Origin of the sequence: Cellulomonas sp. zg-ZUI22 (genome assembly GCF_017353535.1) — a bacterium.
GTDB lineage: Bacteria > Actinomycetota > Actinomycetes > Actinomycetales > Cellulomonadaceae > Cellulomonas > Cellulomonas wangleii.
This window is the reverse complement of sequence record NZ_JAFMUZ010000008.1, coordinates 217973-239028: the sequence shown is the minus strand read 5'-3', so window position 1 is coordinate 239028 and position 21056 is coordinate 217973. Positions and strand designations below refer to the sequence as shown.

Sequence of the window (21056 nt, the reverse complement as noted above, 5' to 3'; positions counted from 1 at the left end):
CGTGGCCGGGGTGGCGCTGGTGGTCGTCGGCTACGGGTCGGCGGCGCTGCTCGAGCAGCACCTGGTGCCGTCGGCACCGGGGGCGGACCTCGTCGTCGTGGTCGACAACCGCACGGACGACGACGAGCGCCGGCGGGTGACCGACCTGGCGGACCGCGAGGGGTGGGCCACCGTGCTGCCGGACCGGAACCTCGGGTTCGGCGCGGGAGCGGACGCCGGCGCCGCCGAGGCGTTCGCGTGGGGTGCCGACGTCGTCGTCCTGCTCAACCCCGACGCGCGCCTCGCCCCGGCCGACCGCCGGGTCCTCGTCGACGCCGTGCGGGAGCGGCCCCTGCTGCTCGCGGCACCGCGGGTGGAGCGTCCCGACGGCACGCCGTGGATGACCGGGGTGCTCGCGCTGGACCTGCGCACGGGCCGCATGCGCACGGCGGCCGAGCGTCGTGCCGACCCGGCGCCGCCGTGGGCGGTGCCGTGGGTGTCCGGCGCGTGCCTGGCCGTCACGCGGGAGCTGTGGGAGCGCACCGGCGGGTTCGCCCACGACTACTTCCTCTACTGGGAGGACGTCGACCTGTCGCGGCGGGTCCTGGCCGTGGGCGGTGCGGTCGCCGTGGTGCCGCGGGCGCTCGCGGTGCACGACGAGGGCTCGACCCACCCGGACCGTGTCGCGGGGCGGGCGAAGTCGGCGACGTACTACTACTACAACGTCCGCAACCGCATGGTGTTCGCCCGCGCGTGGCTGCCCCGGGAAGACCGGCTGCGCTGGCACCTCCTGGCGCTGCCCGCCGCGAGGGCGGTCGTGCTGCAGGGCGGGCGACGTCAGCTGCTGCGGCCCGCCCCGTGGGTCGCGGCGGCCCGGGGCCTGCTCGACGGTGCGCGGGGCCGCACGGGGGACCCGCGCGCGGGACGGGGTGAGGAGCGCGGGCGGCCGGTGCGCGTGCTGCCGTCGTTCGGCGTGCCGCGGCCGACCACCAACCCCTACATCGTCATGCTCGCCGCCGCGCTCGACGCGCAGGACGGCGTCGACCTGCGGCGGTTCACCTGGCGCACCGCGCTGGCGGGTCGGTACGACGTGGTGCACCTGCACTGGCCCGAGTCGTTGTTCGCCGCCCGGTCAGGTACGCGGCGCACGCTCAAGCGCTGGGCGTTCCTGGCCTGGACGGTCCGCCTGGCGGTGCTGCGCACCCCCGTGGTGCGCACGGTCCACAACGTCGAGCACCCGCGCGACGTGAGCCGTCTGGAGTCGCTCGGCCTGCGGGCGGTGGACCGCCTCACCACGGCTCGCGTCGTCCTCAACGACGTCGACGCGCAGGTGCGCACCCGGGTGCCGACGGCGTGCGTGCTGCACGGGCACTACCGGGACTGGTACGCGCCGCACCCCCGGGACGACGCGCGCCCCGGGAGGATCGCGTTCGTCGGGTTGGTGCGTCGGTACAAGGGCGTCGAGGGGCTGCTGGCCGCGTTCACGGAGACCGCCCGCGAGGGCCCGGACCTCACCCTGACGATCGCGGGCAGGCCGTCGTCCGAGGCGCTGGCCGACGCGGTCCGTGGCGCAGCGGCCCGTGACCCGCGCGTCCGCGCGCGGCTGGGCTTCCTCGACGACGCGGCGCTGGTCCAGGCGGTGACGTCGGCGCAGGTCGTGGTCCTGCCCTACCGGCACATGCACAACTCGGGCGCGGTGCTGGCGGCCCTGTCCCTGGACCGGCCCGTGCTGGTGCCCGACACCGCCGTCAACCGCGCGCTGGCCCACGAGGTCGGGCCCGGGTGGGTGCTCACGTACGACGACGAGCTCACGGGCGGTGACCTGCTCAAGGCCGTCGCGGCCACCCGCGACCGGGCACCGGGTGCCCGTCCCGACCTGTCACGGCGGGGCTGGCAGGAGGCCGGCCGCGCCCACCTGGCCGTGTACCGCGCGGCCCTGGGGCGGGGGCGGACGTGACGCGTGTGGTGGTGGCGGTGCCGACCCTGCACCGCCCGGTGACGCTGGACGCGGCGCTGCGCGCCGTGCGGGCCGAGGCGGTCCGCTGCGCCGCCGACCGTGGGGTGGACGTGGACCTGCTCGTCGTCGACAACGACCCCGCCGGGTCCGCGGGCACGGTCGCCCGGGCGCACGGGGCGCGGCACGTCACCGAGCCGGTGCCGGGGCTGTCGGCGGTGCGCAACCGCGCGCTGGACGAGGCGGCCGCGCACGACCTGCTGGTGTTCCTCGACGACGACGAGGTGCCCGAGCCGGGCTGGCTGGTCGCGCTGCTGGACACCCACCGGGCGACGGGTGCCGCGGCGGTCGCCGGACCCGTGCGCACCCTGCTGCCGCCCGGCGCCGACGACTGGGTGCGGGCGAGCTACGTGCGACCCGCCCGCGTGGGCGGGCAGCGCATGGCCGCGGCGGCGACCAACAACCTGCTGCTGGACCTGGCGGCCGTGCGGGCCGCGGGCGTGCGGTTCGACCCCGCCCTGGGCCTCACCGGCGGCGAGGACACGCAGTTCACGTCCGACCTCGTGCGCGCCGGGGGGACGATCCGGTGGTGCGCCGGCGCCCGCGTCGTGGAGTCGGTGGGACCGGCGCGGCTGGATCGCCGGTGGATCCTGCGGCGGGCGTTCCGCTCCGGCGTCACGGAGGCCGTGGTCGCGCTGCGGACGGCGCCGACCCTGCCGGCACGCGGCGGGCGCGGGGTCCTGCTGGCCGCCGGCGGGGTGGCGCGCATGCTGGTGGGGACGGGCCTGCACGTGGTCGCGCACCTGCGACGCAGCCCCGGCCGGTCCGCGCGGGCCGCCCGCATGGCCGCCCGCGGCGCGGGGCACCTCGCGGGTCTGGTCGGCCACCGGCAGGAGGAGTACGCGCACCGGCACCGGCTCGCGCCCCAGGGGGTGGGGGTGTGAGCACCGGGGACGTGCTCGGCGCGGGCACGGTCGTCACCGTGGTGTTCGAGCTCGAGGTGCCGCTGCTCCTGCTGCAGGCCCGGTCGTTCGCGCGGCACGTGCCCGTGGGCGCCGTGGCCGAGGTGCTGGTCATCGACAACACGGCCCGCGGGCTGCCCGCCCGCGGCGCCGCGGAGCTGCTCGCGGCGTACGGCCCGCACGCGGACCGCGTCACGCTGCTGCGCCCGGACGACCTGGGCGGGGTCCCGGCCGCGCCCGGGTGGCAGCGGCAGCAGGCGCTGAAGCTGCTCGTCGCCCCGCGCGTCACCACCGGGCGCTACCTCGCCCTCGATGCCAAGAACCACCTGGTGCGGGCCCCGGACCCCGCCTGGTTCGGGGTGCCCGACGGCCGCGCGCGGCTGGGCGTCCACGGTTACGCCGGCCACCCGCTGCGCCCGGCGCTCGAGCGCACCGTCCGCTACCTCGGGCTGGACCCGGGCGCCGTGCTCGACCGGTTCCCGGCCACGGTGACGCCGTTCGTCCTGGTCACGTCGTTGGTGCGGGCCATGGTCGAGGACGTGGGGGACCGGGCCGGGCGGCCGTTCGCGCAGGAGTTCGTGGACCACCGGCTGACCGAGTTCTTCCTGTACGCCGCGTGGCTGGAGGCGCGCGCCGGCGGCCGGGACCGCTGGTACGCCGACGGGCAGCCGGGGTGCCCGGTGGTCTGGCCGGGTGATCCCTCGCTGCGGGCCGTGCGCGCCGCGGGGGAGGAGCTGGACGGCACGGGTGCGCCGGTGCTCTCTGTGCACCGCACCGCGCTCGTCCGCATGCCCGCGGACGCGACCGACGCGCTGACCGACCTGTGGGTCGCGCACGGGCTGTTCGCGGCACGCGGCGACGCCGCACGCTTCGTCGCCGGGTTCCGCCGCACCTACCGCCGGCGGGTATGGGTGCGGCGCTGCCGGGAGGCCCCGCAGCGGGTGCGGGCACGCCTGGCGGACCGCGCGACCGCCGCGGGGGCGGTGCCGGCGTGAGCGGCACACCCGCGCCGGACGGGATGCGCGTGCTCGTCGACGCGTACTGGTGGTTCGAGGGGCCGCCGTCCAACCGGATGGTGCAGCGCGAGCTCGTGCGGGCCTGGCGCGCCGCCCACCCGCAGGACGTGCTCGTGCCCGTCGTGCCCGCCGCGGCGCTCGCGCGGGCCGGGGCGGACCCCGAGCTGGCGGGCGCCCTGCCCGCACGGGGGCGCCCGCACGCGGTCGCCGTCGAGCTCGAGTACGGGCGGCTCGCCCGGCGCGCGGGCGCCGACGCGCTGCTCACCCACAACTTCGCACCCCGGGGCGGCGCCGCGCCGCGCACCACCGTGTTCTGCCACGACGTCCTCTTCCAGGACCACCCCGAGTGGTTCACCCGGGCCGAGCGGTGCTACCTCTCGCTCGTCGGGCCCGGCCTCGTCCGCGCCGGGGCGGTCGTCACGTCGTCGACGCACGAGGCGGCGCACGTGCGGCGGCTCAACCCCCGGGTCCCCGGCGTGACGCCGATCGGGCTCGCACCCGACCCCGCGCTGCTGACCGCCGCGCCGCGCCGCCCGGCCGCGCTGCCCGCGGTCGAGGGGTTCTGGCTGTCGGTCGGCAGGCTGAACGTCCGCAAGAACCTCGCGACCACGGTCGTGGGCGCGCTGCGGTCCGGCCGGGTGGCACCGCGGCGCCCGCTGGTCGTGGTGGGCGAGAGCGACGGGCGCGGCCCCGGCCTGCCGGACGAGGTCGGGGCGGCCGTGCGGGCCGGCGCGGTCGTGCTGCTCGGCGGTGTGGCCACGGACGAGCTCGCGTGGCTCTACCGCCACGCGGAGCTGTTCGTCTTCCTCTCGCTGGCCGAGGGGTACGGGCTGCCCCCGGTCGAGGCGCTGGCCCTGGGGTGCCCGGTCGTCGTCAGCGACCTGGCCGTCTTCCGGGAGACCCTCGGGGGCCGGGCGCTGCGCGTCCCTCCCGACGACGTCGGGGCCGTCGCGGCCGCCCTGCGGGCCTGGCAGCCGCCGGGGCACCCGGCGCCGTGGGTGCCGCCGGGGTGGGACGGACCCGCGCGGGAGGTGCGCGAGGCGGTCCGCCGGACTGCCGCCGGGGCCGGCAGCGCCGCCGCGCGGCGGGGCGGGTGAATGCGCGCCCTGGGCGGGGTGAAAGCGTGCCCGGCCCTCCTGATGTCGGGTATGCGGTGGAATGCTGGGGTTGTCATGGTCTGCCCCGCCCACGTGGCCGCGCAGGACGACCGACCGGCGCGGGGCAGCGCCAGGAGGTCCGGGGGGTGAGGTGCTCCATGGGTGCAGCCAGGTCACGACGCGCCGGTCCCGTGGGGGACCGCCCCACCGCCGCCCTCCGGTGGCCACCCGGTGTCGGCCGGCTCGCTGCGGTCGTCGCCGCGTCGGCGCTCGTGGTGGTCCTGTCCGGGGCCGCGCCGGCGGTGCGCGCCGGTGCGCCCGGTGCCGAGCAGCCGGTCGGTGACGCGGCCGCGGACGCGGCGACGACCACGGCCGCGGACGCGGCGACGACCACGGCCGCGGACGCGGCGACGACCACGGCCGCGGACGCGGCGGCCACCGCACTGGCACCGAGCGTGCCCGAGGCGCTGGTCTCCGCCGACCCGCTGCCGACTGCCCAGATCGACGGCGTCGCGTGGGCGCAGGTGGTGCAGGGCGACGTCGTGTACGTGGGCGGCGGGTTCGCCAACGCCCGGCCCGCCGGTGCCGCACCGGGGACGTCGCTCTCACCGCGGGCCAACCTCATGGCGTACGACCTCACGACCGGGGTCATGACCGCGTGGAACCCGGGGGCGAACGGCCAGGTGCTCGCGCTCGCCCTGTCGCCGGACGGCACGCGGCTGTACGTCGGCGGCGCGTTCACGTCGGTGGCGGGTCAGGCCCGCTACCGTGTGGCGGCCTTCGACACGGCCACGGGTGCGCTCGTCACGTCGTTCCGTCCGCAGGTCAACGGCAAGGTCCAGGGCATCGCGGCGACCCAGGGCACGGTGTACCTCACGGGGGAGTTCACGGGCGTGGACAACGTGCCGCGCACCCGCGTCGCGGCGGTGAGCGCGAGCACGGGGCAGCTGCTGCCGTTCGCCCCGACCCTGGCCGGCGGCTGGGGAGGGCGGGCCGTGGTGGTGTCGCCCGACGGCGCGCGCGTCGTGCTGGCCGGCTCCTTCGAGAGCGTCAACGGCTCGACCAACCCGGGCCGGGGCATGGCGGCGCTCGACCCGGTGACCGGGGCGAGCCTGCCGTGGCCGGTCAACTCCGTCATCCGCAACGGCGGGCAGAATGCGGCGGTGTACTCCCTGTCGAGCGACGGGGACAGCGTCTACGGCACCGGGTACGACTTCGGCGGGACCAGCCAGGACGGGTTCGAGGGCGCCTTCCGTGCGTCGTGGACCGGGCAGCTGCGCTGGATCGAGACGTGCCGCGGCGACACGTACGCGATCGCGGCGCTCGGCGGGCACGTGTACACCGCGAGCCACTCCCACAACTGCAGCGCGATGGGCAGCTTCCCGGAGATGAGCCCCCGGATCTACCGGCACGGGCTCGTCTGGACCAAGGAGCCCTCCGGGCGGACCGTCTCCTTCAAGGGCGTGCAACGGCCCGCGACCAGCCGGGTCACCTGGTACCCCCAGTGGTGGACGGGGTCGTACACGGGCATGTCGCAGGCCGCGTTCAGCATCACCGGTACCGCTGCGTACGTCGCCTTCGGCGGGGAGTTCCCGCGGGTCGCGGGCGTCGCCCAGCAGGGCCTCGTGCGGTTCACCACGCGGGACCGGGCGCCCAACCGGCTCGGTCCGCAGGTCCAGGGCGGCGCGTGGGCGCTGACGCCCACCGTGACGTCGTCGGGCGTGCGGCTCGCCTGGACCGCCAACCACGACCAGGACGACGAGGTGCTGCGCTACGAGGTGCTGCGCCAGGACCGCGGGTCGACCCCGCTGCAGACGGTCGAGGCCGCGTCGACGTTCTGGTCGCGCCCGGCCATGTCCTTCGTGGACACGTCGGTCGTGCCCGGGACGACGTACCGCTACCGGGTGCGCGCCACGGACCGCTGGGGTGCCTGGACGTGGACCGACTGGACGACCGTCGCCACCCCCGCCGGGGCGCAGGCGCGGACGGCGGTGCCCCCGGCGGCGACGTCGCCGACGGCACCGGGCGCGACGTCACCCGACGTCACAGCGCCCGGCACCACCGCGCCCGGCACCACGGCGCCCGACGTCACGGCCCCGGAGGTCACGGCACCGCAGGCGCCGGCGGCACCGGACGCCGTCGCACCGGACGCCCTCGCGCCCGACGCACCGCCCGGAGGTGAGGGATGAGCCAGGTGAGCACCCGGTCCGCCCGCCGCGGGCGCCCGGCCGGTGGGAGCTGCGCATGACGGTCCAGGAGTACACCGGCGCGCTGGCCCGCCACTGGGTGGTGATCGTGCTGACGGCGCTCGCGGGCGGCGTGGTCGGCTACCTCTACGCGGCCTCGCAGCCCGCGCAGTACCGGTCGACCGCGTCCGTGATGCTCGCCGCGCAGCAGGGCGAGTCGCCGGTCGACCTGCTGCAGGGCGCCACCTACGTCCAGAACCTCATGGCGTCCTACACGGTGCTGGCGTCCTCGCCGCTGGTGCTGGAGCACGCCATCGAGGACCTGGGGCTCGCGACGACCCCGAGCGACCTGGCCCGCCAGGTGCGCGTGGACTCGCCGCTCGACACGTCGGTCATCGAGATCTCGGTGGCGCAGCCGTCGCCGCAGGAGGCCCGGGCCGTCGCGGACGCGGTGGCGGCGAGCCTGGCGGACGCGGTCCCGCAGGTGTCGCCGCGCGGCGCGCAGGAGGCCTCCGCCGTGCGGGTGACCGTCATCGCACCGGCCACCGCGGCGCAGGCGCCGGTCGCGCCCAACACCCGGTTCCTCGTGGCGAGCGGGCTGCTGCTGGGCGCGCTCCTCGGGTGCGCCTACGCCGTCCTGCGGCGGGTGCTCGACACCCGGCCGGCGAGCGCCGAGGAGGCGGCCCGCGCGGCGGACGCCCCCGTGCTCGCGGAGCTGCCGGCCACGCCACCCGGCGTCGGCCCGGCGGCCGAGATGACCGCGGACCCGGCGGGTGCCCAGGCGGAGGCGTTCCGCTCCCTGCTCGCGGCGCTGCGGCCGGGGGACGCCGCGCAGCCGCGGCAGGTGCTGCTCGTCGCGTCGGGTGACGCCGAGGAGGGTCGCAGCGCCGTCGCGCTCGGGCTCGCGGTCGCGCTGGCCGGCCTGGGGCGCCGCGTCCTGCTCGTCGACGCCGACCTGCGGCACCCGACCGTCGCCCGGGCCACCGGGCTGCCGCCCGCGCCGGGCCTGACCGACGTCCTGGCGGGGGACGCGTCGGCCGCGGTGGGGCGTCCCTGGGGCCCGGACCGGCTCACGGTGCTGACCAGCGGCCCGCTGCCGTCCGACCCGGGGCCGCTGCTCGCGTCCGACGCGCTCGCCGCGGTGCTGCGCGACGCCCGCGCGGCGTACGACCACGTGGTGCTCGACAGCCCGCCGGCCCTCGCGCTGAGCGACGCCCTGTGGCTCGCGTCCCGGGCCGACGGCGTGCTGGTCGTGGTCCGGCCGGGGACGACGCGCGGGCGCCGGCTGCGACGGACGGTCGCGCGGCTGCGCCTGGCCGGCGGGCACGTCCTCGGCCTCGTGCTCGGTGGCGCGCCGCTGCGGACGCGCGCGCGGTACGCCGAGCGGCTGCGCCCGCCCTCGCCGCGGCGACCGGCCGCGGTGCCCGGGCCGGCCGAGCCCGTCCCCGTCCCCGTCCCGGCCGGTGCGGCGCGTGGCGTCGGTGAGCCGTCACCCACCCCGGCGGCCCGCGCCGGTGGTGACGAGGGTGCGGCGTGACGTCGGGGCCGCCGCGCACCGGCCGCCGCCGGGTCGTCGTCGCAGGAGCGCTCGGTGCCGGCGTCCTGGCCGCGGTCGTGTCGGGCTTGCTGAACGCGGCCGCCGACGGCGCCGGCGCGGCGCCGGCGCGTGCGAGCGGGCCGACGGCGGTGGCACCGACCACCGCCGGGGGCGACGCACCGGACGGTGCCCGGGCCCCGGCCGACGCGGCCGCGTCGCCCGGCGGGGAGACGGCGGACCCGGTCGCGCCACCGGACGCGGCCGCGGCCGGCGCTCCACCGGTGGCCCCCCTGGAGCTGCCCGCCGTCGGGCCGCGGGAGGCGGCGCGCACGGCCGGCGCCGCGGTGCGCCTGGCCGCGGTGGAGCGCGTCGACGGGGTCGCGACCAGCCCGGGCGAGATCGCCGGCCCCGCGGTGCGGTGCACGGTCGAGGTGACCAACGAGGGTGACACCCCCGTCGACCTGGCGCTCGTCGCAGTCAACGCGTCCACCGCCGGGGTGCCGCTGGTCGCCCTGGTCGAGCCCGGCGGACGGCCCCTCGCCGGGTCGCTCGCCCCGGGCGCGTCCGGCACCGGCGTCTTCCTGTTCCGGCTCGCGGACGGCGCCGCGGCGGACGTGACGCTCGTGGTCGACGTCCTGCCCGGTGAGCCGGCCGCGGTGTTCGCGGGCGTGCTCGGGTGAGTGCGGCCGCGCCGGGCGCGGCGCCCGTGCCGCAGCGGCCCGGGTCCGCGGCGGTCACGGCGCCCTCGACGGTCCCGGACCCCGCGGCACCGCCCACCCCCGCAGGACGCGTGCCCCTGGCCACGGTCCCGGGGGACCGTGCGCCGGGCCGTGCGCTGGACCGTGCGACGGCCGTCGTCGCGTGCGTGTGCGTGGGGTTCTGGACCCAGCTCGCGGTCGGCCTCACACTCGGGCTGCTGGTCGCGGTGCTGCTCACGCCCGTGTGGCTGCCCGTCTGGTGGCGGTACCGCGCCGGACGCCTGCTGCTCGGGCTCGCCGTCGCGGCGGTCCTGTGCGGCGCGTACCTGACCCTGGCCGGCGCCGGCACCCGCGCGCCCGACCCCTACGGCGCACGCCTGACGGCGTCCGGGGTCGCGGTCGTGGTGACGTCGGCGGGCGTGCTGGTCTGGGCGCACCGCGTGCTGGCGCCCCGCACGGTGGTCGTGCTGTACGGCGCGGGCATGCTCGCGTCGGCGCTGCCCCGTGCGGCGGGCAGCACCGACCCGTGGAAGTACGAGCTCTCCGTGCCCGTCACGGTGCTCGTGCTCGGCGCCTGCCTGACCGTGTCCTCGGTGCTCGTGCAGGTGGTCGCCGTGCTGGCGCTCGCCGCCGTCTCGGCCGCCAACGACGCGCGCTCCGGCGCCTCGCTGCTGGTGGTGACGGCCGCCGTGCTCGTGTGGCAGCGCGCGGCCGGCGCCCTGGCGCCCCGCTCGACCGTGACGCGCACGGTCGTGCAGCTCGCGCTGCTGGGCGTCATCGCCGTCTTCTCGATCCAGGCGATGCTCGTCGAGGGCGTCTTCGGGGAGAGCGCCCGCGCCCGCACGCAGGCCCAGATCGACACGAGCGGGTTCGTGCTGGCCGGCGCCCGGCCGGAGATGGGCGCCACCGCGGCGCTGCTCGGCGCGCAGCCGTGGGGGTACGGCTCCGGGCTCCTGCCCGACCACGGGGACGTGCTCACGGCCAAGGCCGGGATGGCGCAGCTGCGGTACGACCCGGACAACGGCTACGTCGAGCGGTACCTGTTCGGGTCGGGGTTCGAGGTCCACTCCGTCCTCGGCGACCTGTGGATCCGCCTCGGTCCGCCCGGTGCCGTGCTCGCCGTGACGGTCACCGGGCTGGCGGCCGCCGGTCTCGTGCGGGCGCTCGCCCGCCGGCAGGCCTCCGCGCTGCGCGTGCTGGTGACCTCGCTGGTGGCGTGGGACCTGCTGTTCAGCCCGTTCTTCTCGACGTCGATCGCGGTGATGGTCCTCGCCGTGGCGCTCGCCGTCACGGACTCGCGGACCGTCGGGCGGGCGCCCCCGTGAGGGCGGTGTGGGCGGACCTGGTGCGCACCGCCGGGGCCCGCGCGGGCGTCGTCGCGCTCGGCGGGCTGCTCGGGGTCGTCAGCACCCGCGTCGTCATCGAGCACTTCGGGGTGGCCGCCTACGCCCAGTACGGCCTGCTCAACGGCCTGCGCAACCTGCTGCCGTTCGCCGACCTGGGGATCGGCGCGGTCGTCCTGAACGCCGTCGCGCACGCCGACGACCCGGCGCGGGCGCGCAGCGTCCACCGGGTGCTGACCACGGCCTTCCGGCTGCTGACGGTGTCCGGGCTGGTCGTCGCCGCGCTGTGCGTCGTGGTGCAGGTGGGCGGGTGGTGGCCGCTGCTGCTGGGGGACGGCCTGACGCCCGGCGGTGACGTGGTCGCGACGCTCTGCCTCGCGCTGTTCGGGCTGTCGCTGCCGCTGGGTGTGGGCAGCAGGATCCTGGTCGGGCTGCGGCGGACGGCGGCGCAGACGGTGCTGCAGGGTCTGGTCTCGCCGCTGTTCCTCGCCGGTGTCCTGGCGCTCACGCTCCTGGGCCGGGCGGCCGGTGACTGGGTGGCACTCGTCTCGTACGCGGCCGCGTCGGTGGTCTCGGCGGTCGTCCTCGCCGTCGCCGCGCGGGTCGTCGCCCCCCAGGTGGGCCGGGCGCTGCGCGACGTGCCGCGGGTCCGTGCCGTGCCGGGGGTGGCCGTCGCGGCGACGGCCGTGCCGATGCTCGTGCAGTCCGTCGCGATGCCCGTGGCGATGCAGACCGACCGGCTGTTCCTCTCGCACCTGGCGAGCACGGACGCGCTCGCGCAGTACGTCTTCGCCGGGCAGATGTTCGGCCTGGTCATGCAGGTCGTGCTGTCCGCCGGGCTGAGCCTGTGGCCCCACTTCGCCCGTGCCCGGGCGCAGGACGACGTGGTGGCGCCGTTCCGCCTCAGCGTGGCGTTCGGGGTCGCGGCGGTGCTCGCGCTGGGCGTCCTGGTGCTCGCGCTGCCCGCGCTCGAGGCGCTGGTGACCGACGGTGCGCTGCACCTCGGCGCCGGGGTCGTCCTCGGGTGGTGCGGGTTCGTGCTGGTGCAGGCGGTCCTGTACCCCGTCGGCATGTACATGACGGACGAGGCGGGGCTGCGCTTCCAGGTCGTGCCGGTGCTGAGCATGTGCGTGAGCAACGTGCTGCTCACGTGGTGGCTGGTGGGGCGCCTCGGTGCCGCCGGGCCCGTGCTCGCGTCGGCGCTCGCGGTGCTGGTCTGCCAGCTGGTCCCGGGGGTGCGGTACGTCCGGCGCGACCTGGCGCGCCGCGCGTCGCAGGGCCCCTCGGGGGTGTCGTCCGTGCCCGCGGCGGACCGCCGGTAGGAGGGGCGGGCGGCGGTCAGTCCGTGTGCTGGTCGCGCGCGGTCGACCCGGCGGCGACGTCCCTGCGCCCCACGTGCGGGCGCAGCGGGTCCGGCACCGTGACGAGCGGCGGACCGTCGCGCGTCGGCGTCCGCGACGTCTCGAGCACCAGCGGCGGTCCGGCGAGGTGCACCGCCAGCTCGGGGAAGCTCGAGTAGTGCGGTCCCAGCAGGTGGCTGGCCCCGGCCAGCAGGTACAGGTCCGCGACGGCCGCGACGAGCCCGTGGCGCGAGTTGTACGCGCCCTTGTCGTCCTGCGCCACGGCACCGGGGAACGCCGCGAGGAGCTCGTGCTGCACCCGCGGGACGTCGCACGAGAGGAGGAACCGGACCCCCGGCTGCTCCTGCTCGATCCGGCGCATGCGCTCGACGAACCACCCGACCGGCGACCACCGCAGCGTCTCGGGGTGCGACGCGTGGTGGGCCCGCACCATCACGCCGACGTACGGCTCGCCCGCCAGGCGCCGCGCGAGCCGGACCACCCGGTCGGCGACCGCGGGGGCCGGCCGCAGCTCGCGCAGCAGGTGGGGCCACGGCTGGGCGTCGTCGGGCAGCACGAGCGCGTGCCCGGTGCGGACCAGCCACACCCGCTCGTCCCGCGCGTCGTCCAGCCAGTGCAGCGACCAGTCGCGGTGGGGGTACCGCAGGCGCAGCGCCCGGTGCGCGACGCCCGGCAGCCGGCGCAGGGCGTCGTCGCGTGCGGGGTCCCGTGCAGCGTCGTCCCGTGCGTCGTCGTCCCACAGGTCCCTGAGCTGCGCGCCGAAGGACCGCCCCGTGGGCCACACGTACGCGAACCCCCGCGCCTCGCGCCGCGCGAGCGACCGCGCCCCCAGCAGGGCCCGCATGCGGTTGCCCAGGCCGGCGTGGCGGGGCATCACCGACACGACGGTGCCGCGCGCGGCGCTCACGGGATCACGTACTGCGAGGTGTAGGCCCACGCGAGCAGCACCTGGGCGGTCAGCAGCACCCCGCACAGCAGCAGCACGAGCCGCCGGCCCAGGCGCTGCACGACCAGCCAGACCAGCGGGAACGCCGCCAGCAGGAACCGGGGGCGCGGTCCCAGGCCGCTGTAGGCGAGCATCTGGCCCAGCAGGACCGCGGTGTACGCGGTGGGGACCGCGGGGATGCGCGCCCCGCGCCACACGGCCCACGCGACCAGCGCCAGCCAGAGGAAGCCGGACCACATCACCAGGTAGGTGTGGTCGTGGACCAGCTCGGAGAAGCCCGTGACGAGGTACGCGAACTGGACCCCGAAGTCGAGCTGCTGGTGCCAGAAGCGCTCCTGCACCACGAACCAGGCGTCCGGCTGTCCCGTGCGCCACCACAGGTAGGCCCAGTACCCGAGCGTGCCGAGCGGGGCCAGGGCCGGGGCGATCAGGCTCGTGACGTCCCGGTCCCGGCGCAGCGCGAGGTACGACGCGACGGCCGCGGCCGCGACCAGCCCGACCGCGTTGGGCCGCGTCGCGGTGCCCGCCACGGCCACCAGGCCGGCGCCGAGCCAGCGGTGGCGCGCGAGCAGCACCAGGCACCACGCGGCCAGGGCCACGAACAGCGGGTCCGCCATGAGCAGCGAGAACGTCGCCGCGCCCGGCATGGCCACGACCACGAGCGCCGCGAGGAACGCCGTCCCCGCCGACAGCACGGTGCGGCCGGCCGCGTGCACCGCGACGACGGCCGCGACCCCCAGCAGCAGGTTCAGCGCGATCCCCGCCGCGACCAGCGGGGCGCCGGTCACCTCCGCGACCCCGCGCACCAGCAGCGGGAACAGGGGGAAGAACGCCGCGGTCGCCAGGTCCGGCTGGTCCGCCGCCGGGACGACGTCGGGGTAGCCGTGCGCGGCGATCGACAGGTAGAACGGCCCGTCCCAGGGCGCCAGCGCCCGGGTCCACCCGAGGTCCTGCTGCCGGCGCGCCAGGTCGACCGCCCCGAGCACGAGCACGCGCGACGCCAGGTACACCGCGACGAGCACCGTGCTGCTGCGGGCGAACGACACCCGGTCGGCCCACGTCCCTGTGCCTGCCGACGTGCCTGTGCCTGCCGACGTGCCTGTGCCTGCCGACGTGCCTGTGCCCGCCGGGGCCCGGGTGCCGGCCGCCGTGGCCGTCTCCCGCTCGACACCCGCGGGGGCGCCGAGCGTGCCGTCCGCGCTCACGTCGCCGTGTCCGGCCGGGCCGTGGCGTCCGCCGGCACAGCGGCCGGCGCGGGCTGCCGACGTCGCAGGACGACGCGCGCCACCCGGGGCTCCAGGCCCCGCAGCCGGCCGGTCACGGGACGCTCGACGAACCGGAACAGGAACGCCCCGGCCGCGACCGCCAGCACGATGGTGAGGACGGTCGCGACCGTGTGGTCGATGAGCCCCGCGCGCGCCAGCACCACGGGCACGACCGGTCCGACGAGCGGGTGGAACAGGTAGAGCGAGTACGAGGCGTCGCCGAGGAACAGCGCGGGCCGTGGCAGGCGGCCGCGCAGCAGCGGCTCGGCGGCCACGACGCACGTGACGAACGCCGTGACCGCCACGACGCGCAGCGGTGAGCTGTTCTCCCAGGCCACGCCGCCGGGCAGCAGCGCGATGACGAGCGTCGCGGCGACCGCCCCGGCCGCGACGCGCGGCGTGTGCGGGCGCAGCCGCTCGGAGAGCACCAGCCGGCCCAGCGCCATGCCGATGACGAAGTACACGACGATGAAGCTGAAGTGGTACGACCACACCGGCCACCCGGTCTCGGGGCGCAGGAACGAGCCGGCGGCGACCAGCATCAGCGCGCCGCCGGAGAACAGCATCGGATCCAGCCGGAGCGCGAGGCCCAGCGTGAAGAGCAGGTAGAACAGCATCTCGAACACGAGCGTCCACCCGACACCGAGGATGACGCCGGTCTCGCCCGTGGGCCCGCGCGTCGGCAGGAAGAAGTAGGACGCCAGGACGCGGCCGGGGGACAGGTCCGGGTGCAGCGCGACCGCCGGGACCGCCATGACGGTGAGGATCTTCACGGTCGTGGCGATCCAGTACATCGGTGCGATCCGGATCACCCGGCGGTAGCCGAACCGCAGGGCGCCGTCGCCGTCGCGCGACAGTCCGGGGGTGCTCACCATCATGACGAAGCCCGAGATGACGAAGAAGACGTCCACCCCGACCGCGCCGAACCACCAGGTGCCCACGGACGGGTCGAGCCGGTCCGAGGCGTAGAACGACGCGTGCGTGACCAGGACGAGGAACGCCGCGACGAACCGCAGGGCCTGCACACCCTCGAACCGCATGCGTGCCACCTCGATCCGGACGAAACGGGCACATCGGCCGTTCCAGACTGGCACCCGGCCGCCGTCGCGCCCACACGCCCCCCGGGTGAAACCCGGCGTCGCCCGCCGGGCTGCCCGCCACGTCGACCTCCGTAGACTGGGACCGACGCCTTGCCACCCCCGCCGCCCCCCGGGTGTCGGGTGATCGATGCTGCCCAAGGACCCCATGGATCTCACCGGCCTCCTGCCCGCTCTCCTCGCCGACCCCGCCGCCGCCGAGGCGGTCGCCTCCGTGCGCGCGCGCGGTGAGCTCGACGTCGTCGGGCCCGCCGGCATCCGGCCCCCGCTGCTCGCGGCGCTGGCCGGTGCCCACCCGACCGCGGGTGCCGGCACGCAGGGCGCCGCGGGCCGGCCGCTCGTCGTGGTCACCGCCACGGGTCGCGACGCGGACGAGCTGGCGGGCGCGCTGCGCTGCTACCTCCCCGACGACGACGTCGCCGTCCTCCCGAGCTGGGAGACGCTGCCGCACGAGCGGCTGAGCCCCCGGTCGGACACGGTGGCGCGCCGCCTCGCGGTGTTCCGCCGCCTGGCGCACCCGGACCCCGAGCCCGGGCCGTCCGGTCCCGTGCGGGTGCTGGTCATGCCGGTGCGGGCGCTGCTGCAGCCGGTGGTCGAGGGGCTGGGCGAGCTGGTTCCGGTCGAGGTGCACACGGGTGACACGGTCGACCTCGACGACCTCGCCCAGCGGCTCGTCGACGCCGCGTACACGCGCGTGGACATGGTCGAGCGACGCGGGGAGTTCGCCGTGCGCGGCGGCATCCTCGACGTGTTCCCGCCCACCGAGGACCATCCGCTGCGCATCGAGCTGTGGGGCGAGGACGTCGAGGAGATCCGCTGGTTCTCCGTGGCCGACCAGCGCAGCCTCGAGGTGGCCGACCACGGCCTGTGGGCCCCGCCGTGCCGGGAGATCCTGCTGACGGACGCGGTCCGCGCCCGTGCCGCGTCGCTGCGCGAGCAGCTGCCCGGGGCGCTGGACATGCTCGACAGGCTGGCCGAGGGGATCGCCGTCGAGGGCATGGAGTCCCTCGCCCCGGTGCTGGTCGACCGGATGGTGCCCGTGCTCGACCTGGTGCCCGAGGAGTCGCTGCTGGTCGTCGTCGACCCCGAGCGCGTGCGTCGCCGGGCGCACGACCTGGTGGCCACGACCCGGGAGTTCCTCGAGGCCGCGTGGACGTCGGCCGCGGCGGGTGCGGCCACGCCGCTGGACCTGTCGGCGGCGTCCTTCGCGTCGTTCGCCGAGGTGCGCGGGCTGGCCGCGGTGCGCGCGCTGGGCTGGTGGACGCTGTCGGGCTTCACGCTCGACGCGGACGCGGTGACCGGCGACGGCGGGGCGTCGGACGGGCCGGGCGCGGAGGGCGACGTCCGCACCCTCGTCGTCGGGGCGCGCGAGGTCGAGCGGTACCGCGGTGACGTCGCGCGGGCCGTCGACGACGTCCGCCGCCTGCAGCACGACGGGTGGCGGCTGGTGCTCGCGACCGACGGCCACGGCCCGGCGCAGCGCATGGTCGAGCAGCTCCGGGCGGCCGACGTCCCGGCACGCCTGGTCGCCACCGTCCCGGACGAGCCCGAGGGCGGGGTCGTGCTGGTCACGCCCGCGCCGGTCGGCCCCGGGTTCGTGCACGAGGGCCTGCACCTCGCGGTGTTCAGCGAGGCCGACCTCACGGGGCGGGCCGGGTCGAGCACCCGCGACATGCGCCGCATGCCGAGCCGGCGGCGCAACGTCGTCGACCCGCTGCAGCTGCGCCCCGGCGACTTCGTGGTGCACGAGCAGCACGGTGTCGGGCGGTTCGTCGAGCTGGTGCAGCGCACCATCGGCTCGGGCGCGTCGGCGGCGACCCGCGAGTACCTGGTCGTCGAGTACGCGTCGAGCAAGCGCGGCCAGCCGGGGGACCGGCTGTACGTGCCCACCGACCAGCTGGACCAGGTCACGAAGTACGTCGGCGGCGAGTCCCCGACGCTCAACCGCATGGGCGGCTCGGACTGGCAGAAGACCAAGGGCCGCGCGCGCAAGGCCGTCAAGGAGATCGCGGCCGAGCTGATCCGGCTGTACTCGGCGCGCATGGCGACGCCGGGCCACGCGTTCGGCCCCGACACGCCCTGGCAGCGCGAGCTCGAGGACGCGTTCGCGTACGTCGAGACGCCGGACCAGCTGGCCACGATCGACGAGGTCAAGGCCGACATGGAGAAGACGGTCCCCATGGACCGCCTGGTCTGCGGCGACGTCGGCTACGGCAAGACGGAGATCGCGGTGCGCGCGGCGTTCAAGGCCGTGCAGGACGGCAAGCAGGTCGCCGTGCTGGTGCCGACGACGCTGCTGGTGCAGCAGCACCTCGACACGTTCACCGAGCGGTACGCGCCGTACCCGGTGAACGTGAAGGCGCTGTCGCGGTTCCAGAGCGCCAAGGAGTCGACCGAGGTCATCGACGGGCTGGCGGACGGGTCCGTCGACGTCGTCATCGGCACGCACCGGCTCATCACCGGCAGCGTGCGGTTCAAGGACCTGGGGCTCGTCATCATCGACGAGGAGCAGCGCTTCGGCGTCGAGCACAAGGAGACGCTCAAGGCGCTGCGCACCAACGTCGACGTGCTCGCGATGAGCGCGACGCCGATCCCGCGCACGCTCGAGATGGCCGTCACGGGCATCCGCGAGATGTCGACGCTGGCCACGCCGCCGGAGGAGCGCCACCCGGTGCTGACGTTCGTCGGGCCGTACGAGGAGAAGCAGATCTCGGCCGCGATCCGGCGTGAGCTGCTGCGCGAGGGTCAGGTCTTCTTCGTGCACAACAAGGTCGAGTCGATCGAGCGTGTGGCGTCGCGGCTCAACGAGCTCGTGCCCGAGGCCCGCATCGCGGTCGCCCACGGCAAGATGGGTGAGCACCGGCTCGAGCAGGTCATCGTCGACTTCTGGGAGAAGAAGTTCGACGTGCTGGTCTGCACGACGATCGTCGAGACCGGCCTGGACATCTCGAACGCGAACACCCTCATCCTCGAGCGGGCCGACCGGCTCGGGCTCTCGCAGCTGCACCAGCTGCGCGGGCGCGTGGGCCGCGGGCGCGAGCGGGCGTACGCGTACTTCCTGTACCCGCCGGAGGTGCCGCTCACCGAGACCGCGCACGACCGCCTGCAGACCATCGCCGCGCACACCGACCTCGGCGCCGGCATGGCCGTGGCCATGAAGGACCTCGAGATCCGCGGTGCGGGCAACCTGCTGGGCGGGGAGCAGTCCGGGCACATCGAGGGCGTCGGGTTCGACCTGTACGTGCGCATGGTGGGCGAGGCGGTCGCGTCGTTCAAGGGTGAGGCGGCCGAGGAGCTGCCCGACGTCACGATCGAGCTGCCCGTCGACGCGCACGTGCCGCACGACTACATCGCCCACGAGCGGCTGCGTCTGGAGGCGTACCGCAAGATCGCCGCAGCGACCGACGAGGCGACGCTGCGCGAGGTGCACGCCGAGCTCGTCGACCGGTACGGGCCGGTGCCCGCCGCCGTCGACAACCTCTTCGAGGTCGCGCAGTTCCGGCTGCACGTGCGGGCCGCCGGCATCGCGGACGTCACCGCGCAGGGCCGGTTCGTGCGGTTCGCGCCGGTCGAGCTGCCGGAGTCCGCGCAGCTGCGGCTCAAGCGGCTGTACCCGGGGTCGGTGCTCAAGCCGGCGGTGCGCACGGTGCTCGTGCCGTTCCCGACCACCGCGCGCATCGGCGGCAAGCCGCTGCACGGGCGCGAGGTGCTCACGTGGGCGCGGCAGTTCATCGACGCGGTGGTCCGCGGGGACGTCTCGGCCGCGGCGGCCGCGGGCACGGCGGCGCGCTGAGGCGGTGCGTCCCGGCGGCGTGCGCGCCGGGCCCCGTGACGAGGGGCACACCACCAGGGCCTACGATGGCTCGCGACCCCGACGGAACGTGAGCAGGAGGCCCTGGTGGCGGTGGGACGACGGACGCGAGGGCGCGTCCTGGTGGCGGCTGCGGTCGTGACGGGCGGGCTGCTCGCGGGGTGCTCGACGCACCCGGGCGACGCGGCCCTGGTCGACGGTCGTGCGATCACGACGGCCGAGCTCGCGACGGCGTTCGAGGAGATGGCCCCGATTCTCCAGGGAGTCGCGCCGCAGAACGTCCTGGGCATCCTCATCACCGAGCCGTTCGCGACCGAGCTCGCCGCCGAGCAGGGCGCCGGCGTGAGCGACCAGCAGGCACTCGACCTGCTGCGCACGGTGGCGGAGCGCGCCGTCGGTCCGGAGGAGGCCGCCGGGATGGAGTTCGGCCCGGGTGCCGTGGCCATCGCCCGCTACTCCCTGGCCTTGGCGGCGCTGCAGGACGCGCCCGACCCGGCCGCCGCCGTCGCCGAGTACCAGGCACGGGTCCTCGACGCGGACATCGAGGTGAACCCCCGGTTCGGTGAGTTCACGATCGACCTCGGCGTCGTGCCGCCCGAGCAGCCGTCGTGGATCGTCCCGGCGGGCGGCCTCGAGGCCGCTCCCGTCGACGAGCCGGCGCTCGAGCCGGTCCCGACGCCCTGACCTCGGGTCCTGGCGCGCCCATGACCGGTCCGGCGCCGCAGGGTCCGCCGGCGCCGCAGGACCCCGCGACGTCGGCCGATGTCGGGCGGAGGGCCGCAGCGCTCGCGCGCGTCGTCGAGGTGATGGACCGGCTGCGCTCGCCCGGCGGCTGCCCCTGGTACGCGGAGCAGACGCACGCGTCGCTGCTGCCGTACGCGGTCGAGGAGGCGCACGAGCTGGTCGAGGCCGTCGAGGCCGGCGACCGCGCCGGGATGCGCGAGGAGCTCGGGGACCTGCTGCTGCAGGTGCTGGTCCACGCCCGCCTGGCCTCCGAGGACCCCGACGAGCCGTTCGACGTCGGCGACGTCGCGGACGCGCTCGCGGCCAAGCTGGTGCGGCGCAACCCGCACGTCTTCACGGCGTCGGGGGATGCCGAGGAGCTCGACGCGCGCGCGGTCGACGCCCGGTGGGAGGGGCTCAAGCGCGCCGAGAAGCCCGGGCGCACGTCCGTCCTCGACGGCGTCCCCGCGTCGCTCGGCGCGCTCGCGCGGGCCCAGCGGCTCGTCGTCCGCGGGGACCGTGGCGGTCTGCTCGACCGTGCTGCTGCGCCCGTCGCGTCGACCGCGCCGGGCGGCCGCCGCGACCCCGACGGCACGACGGCCCCGGTCGCACCGCCGGCCACCCCGGAGGCCGTCGGCGACGCGCTCCTGGCCCTCGTCGTCGCCGCCCACGCCGGGGGAGTCGACGCGGAGGCGGCGCTGCGCGCGGCGACGGCCAGGTGGGAGTCCGTCGCCCGCGACGTCGAGCACCGAGCAGCCGAGCACCGACCGGCCGAGCACCGACCGGCCGAGCACCTCCCGGTCGAGCACCGACCGGTCGAGCACTGACCGGTCGACGCCACCCCGAGGTGGCCCGGGGTCGTCCGGCGCGCGGGCGGGGGCACCCGGTGGCGGGTTCGGCGGAGCGTGGTCCCGCAGGGCGTCGGGGGTCGTCCAACGGTGGGCGACGGCGTCGAGGCGTGCGTCTCGGGAGGTGAGACGACGAGAGGGTGACCAAGGACTCGTCCGCCCGAAGCGGGCTCGGAATACGCTTACCGGGTCCAAGGTCCGACCCGTCACCGGTCCGGGACCGCGAAGATGAG

At 76.7% G+C, this 21056-nt stretch carries 15 protein-coding genes; 12 read left to right on the top strand and 3 right to left on the bottom strand.

What is annotated here, in order from left to right:
* Position 1 precedes the first annotated feature (1 nt).
* The 9 genes from J1G43_RS19200 (at position 2) to J1G43_RS17065 (ending at position 12094) form a co-directional block, all read left to right on the top strand.
* Complete coding sequence (locus J1G43_RS19200; protein WP_307859642.1) at positions 2-1936, top strand: glycosyltransferase; 1935 nt, start codon at positions 2-4, stop codon at positions 1934-1936.
* 17 nt (positions 1937-1953) lie between these two features.
* Positions 1954-2877 (top strand): glycosyltransferase family 2 protein, encoded by a 924-nt coding sequence (locus J1G43_RS17100; RefSeq protein WP_207341524.1) that lies wholly within the window; start codon positions 1954-1956, stop codon positions 2875-2877.
* On the top strand, positions 2874-3890 hold the full coding sequence (locus tag J1G43_RS17095; protein ID WP_207378912.1) for a DUF6492 family protein: 1017 nt from the start codon (positions 2874-2876) through the stop codon (positions 3888-3890). The genes J1G43_RS17100 and J1G43_RS17095 overlap by 4 nt, the downstream gene beginning before the upstream one ends.
* The gene (locus J1G43_RS17090) at positions 3887-5008 is read left to right on the top strand and encodes a glycosyltransferase family 1 protein (protein ID WP_207341526.1); all 1122 of its coding nucleotides are present in this window, start codon (positions 3887-3889) and stop codon (positions 5006-5008) included. The genes J1G43_RS17095 and J1G43_RS17090 overlap by 4 nt, the downstream gene beginning before the upstream one ends.
* A 158-nt stretch (positions 5009-5166) precedes the next feature.
* On the top strand, positions 5167-7197 hold the full coding sequence (locus J1G43_RS17085) for a fibronectin type III domain-containing protein (RefSeq protein WP_207378911.1): 2031 nt from the start codon (positions 5167-5169) through the stop codon (positions 7195-7197).
* Between the two features lie 55 nt (positions 7198-7252).
* On the top strand, positions 7253-8731 hold the full coding sequence (locus J1G43_RS17080) for a polysaccharide biosynthesis tyrosine autokinase (RefSeq protein ID WP_207378910.1): 1479 nt from the start codon (positions 7253-7255) through the stop codon (positions 8729-8731).
* Positions 8728-9411, top strand: coding sequence for a hypothetical protein (locus J1G43_RS17075; RefSeq protein WP_207378909.1), 684 nt, complete (start codon positions 8728-8730; stop codon positions 9409-9411). Before J1G43_RS17080 ends, J1G43_RS17075 begins: the two co-directional genes overlap by 4 nt.
* Positions 9412-9521: 110 nt before the next feature.
* Entirely contained in the window at positions 9522-10754 is a 1233-nt protein-coding gene (locus J1G43_RS17070) for a hypothetical protein (RefSeq protein ID WP_207378908.1), read from the top strand.
* Positions 10751-12094 (top strand): polysaccharide biosynthesis protein, encoded by a 1344-nt coding sequence (locus J1G43_RS17065; RefSeq protein WP_307859641.1) that lies wholly within the window; start codon positions 10751-10753, stop codon positions 12092-12094. Before J1G43_RS17070 ends, J1G43_RS17065 begins: the two co-directional genes overlap by 4 nt.
* A 16-nt stretch (positions 12095-12110) precedes the next feature.
* Here J1G43_RS17065 and J1G43_RS17060 read toward each other — a convergent pair whose 3' ends face one another.
* Genes J1G43_RS17060 through J1G43_RS17050 form a run of 3 tightly spaced genes read right to left on the bottom strand, consistent with a single transcriptional unit; the run spans position 12111 to position 15384 of the window.
* Entirely contained in the window at positions 12111-13040 is a 930-nt protein-coding gene (locus tag J1G43_RS17060; RefSeq protein WP_207378907.1) for a hypothetical protein, read from the bottom strand.
* The gene (locus J1G43_RS17055; protein WP_207378906.1) at positions 13037-14284 is read right to left on the bottom strand and encodes a glycosyltransferase family 39 protein; all 1248 of its coding nucleotides are present in this window, start codon (positions 14282-14284) and stop codon (positions 13037-13039) included. Before J1G43_RS17055 ends, J1G43_RS17060 begins: the two co-directional genes overlap by 4 nt.
* On the bottom strand, positions 14281-15384 hold the full coding sequence (locus J1G43_RS17050) for an acyltransferase (RefSeq protein ID WP_207378905.1): 1104 nt from the start codon (positions 15382-15384) through the stop codon (positions 14281-14283). Before J1G43_RS17050 ends, J1G43_RS17055 begins: the two co-directional genes overlap by 4 nt.
* 205 nt (positions 15385-15589) lie before the next feature.
* Between J1G43_RS17050 and mfd the strand changes: the two genes are divergently transcribed.
* The 3 genes from mfd to J1G43_RS17035 all read left to right on the top strand — a co-directional run bounded on the left by mfd (position 15590) and on the right by J1G43_RS17035 (position 20802).
* Positions 15590-19234: a transcription-repair coupling factor gene (mfd, locus tag J1G43_RS17045; protein ID WP_207378904.1), complete on the top strand. Its 3645-nt coding sequence runs from the start codon at positions 15590-15592 to the stop codon at positions 19232-19234.
* Positions 19235-19339: 105 nt separating this feature from the next.
* Entirely contained in the window at positions 19340-19936 is a 597-nt protein-coding gene (locus J1G43_RS17040; protein WP_207378903.1) for a hypothetical protein, read from the top strand.
* A 20-nt stretch (positions 19937-19956) separates the two neighbouring features.
* Entirely contained in the window at positions 19957-20802 is an 846-nt protein-coding gene (locus tag J1G43_RS17035; protein WP_207378902.1) for a MazG family protein, read from the top strand.
* The last annotated feature ends 254 nt before the right edge of the window (positions 20803-21056 follow it).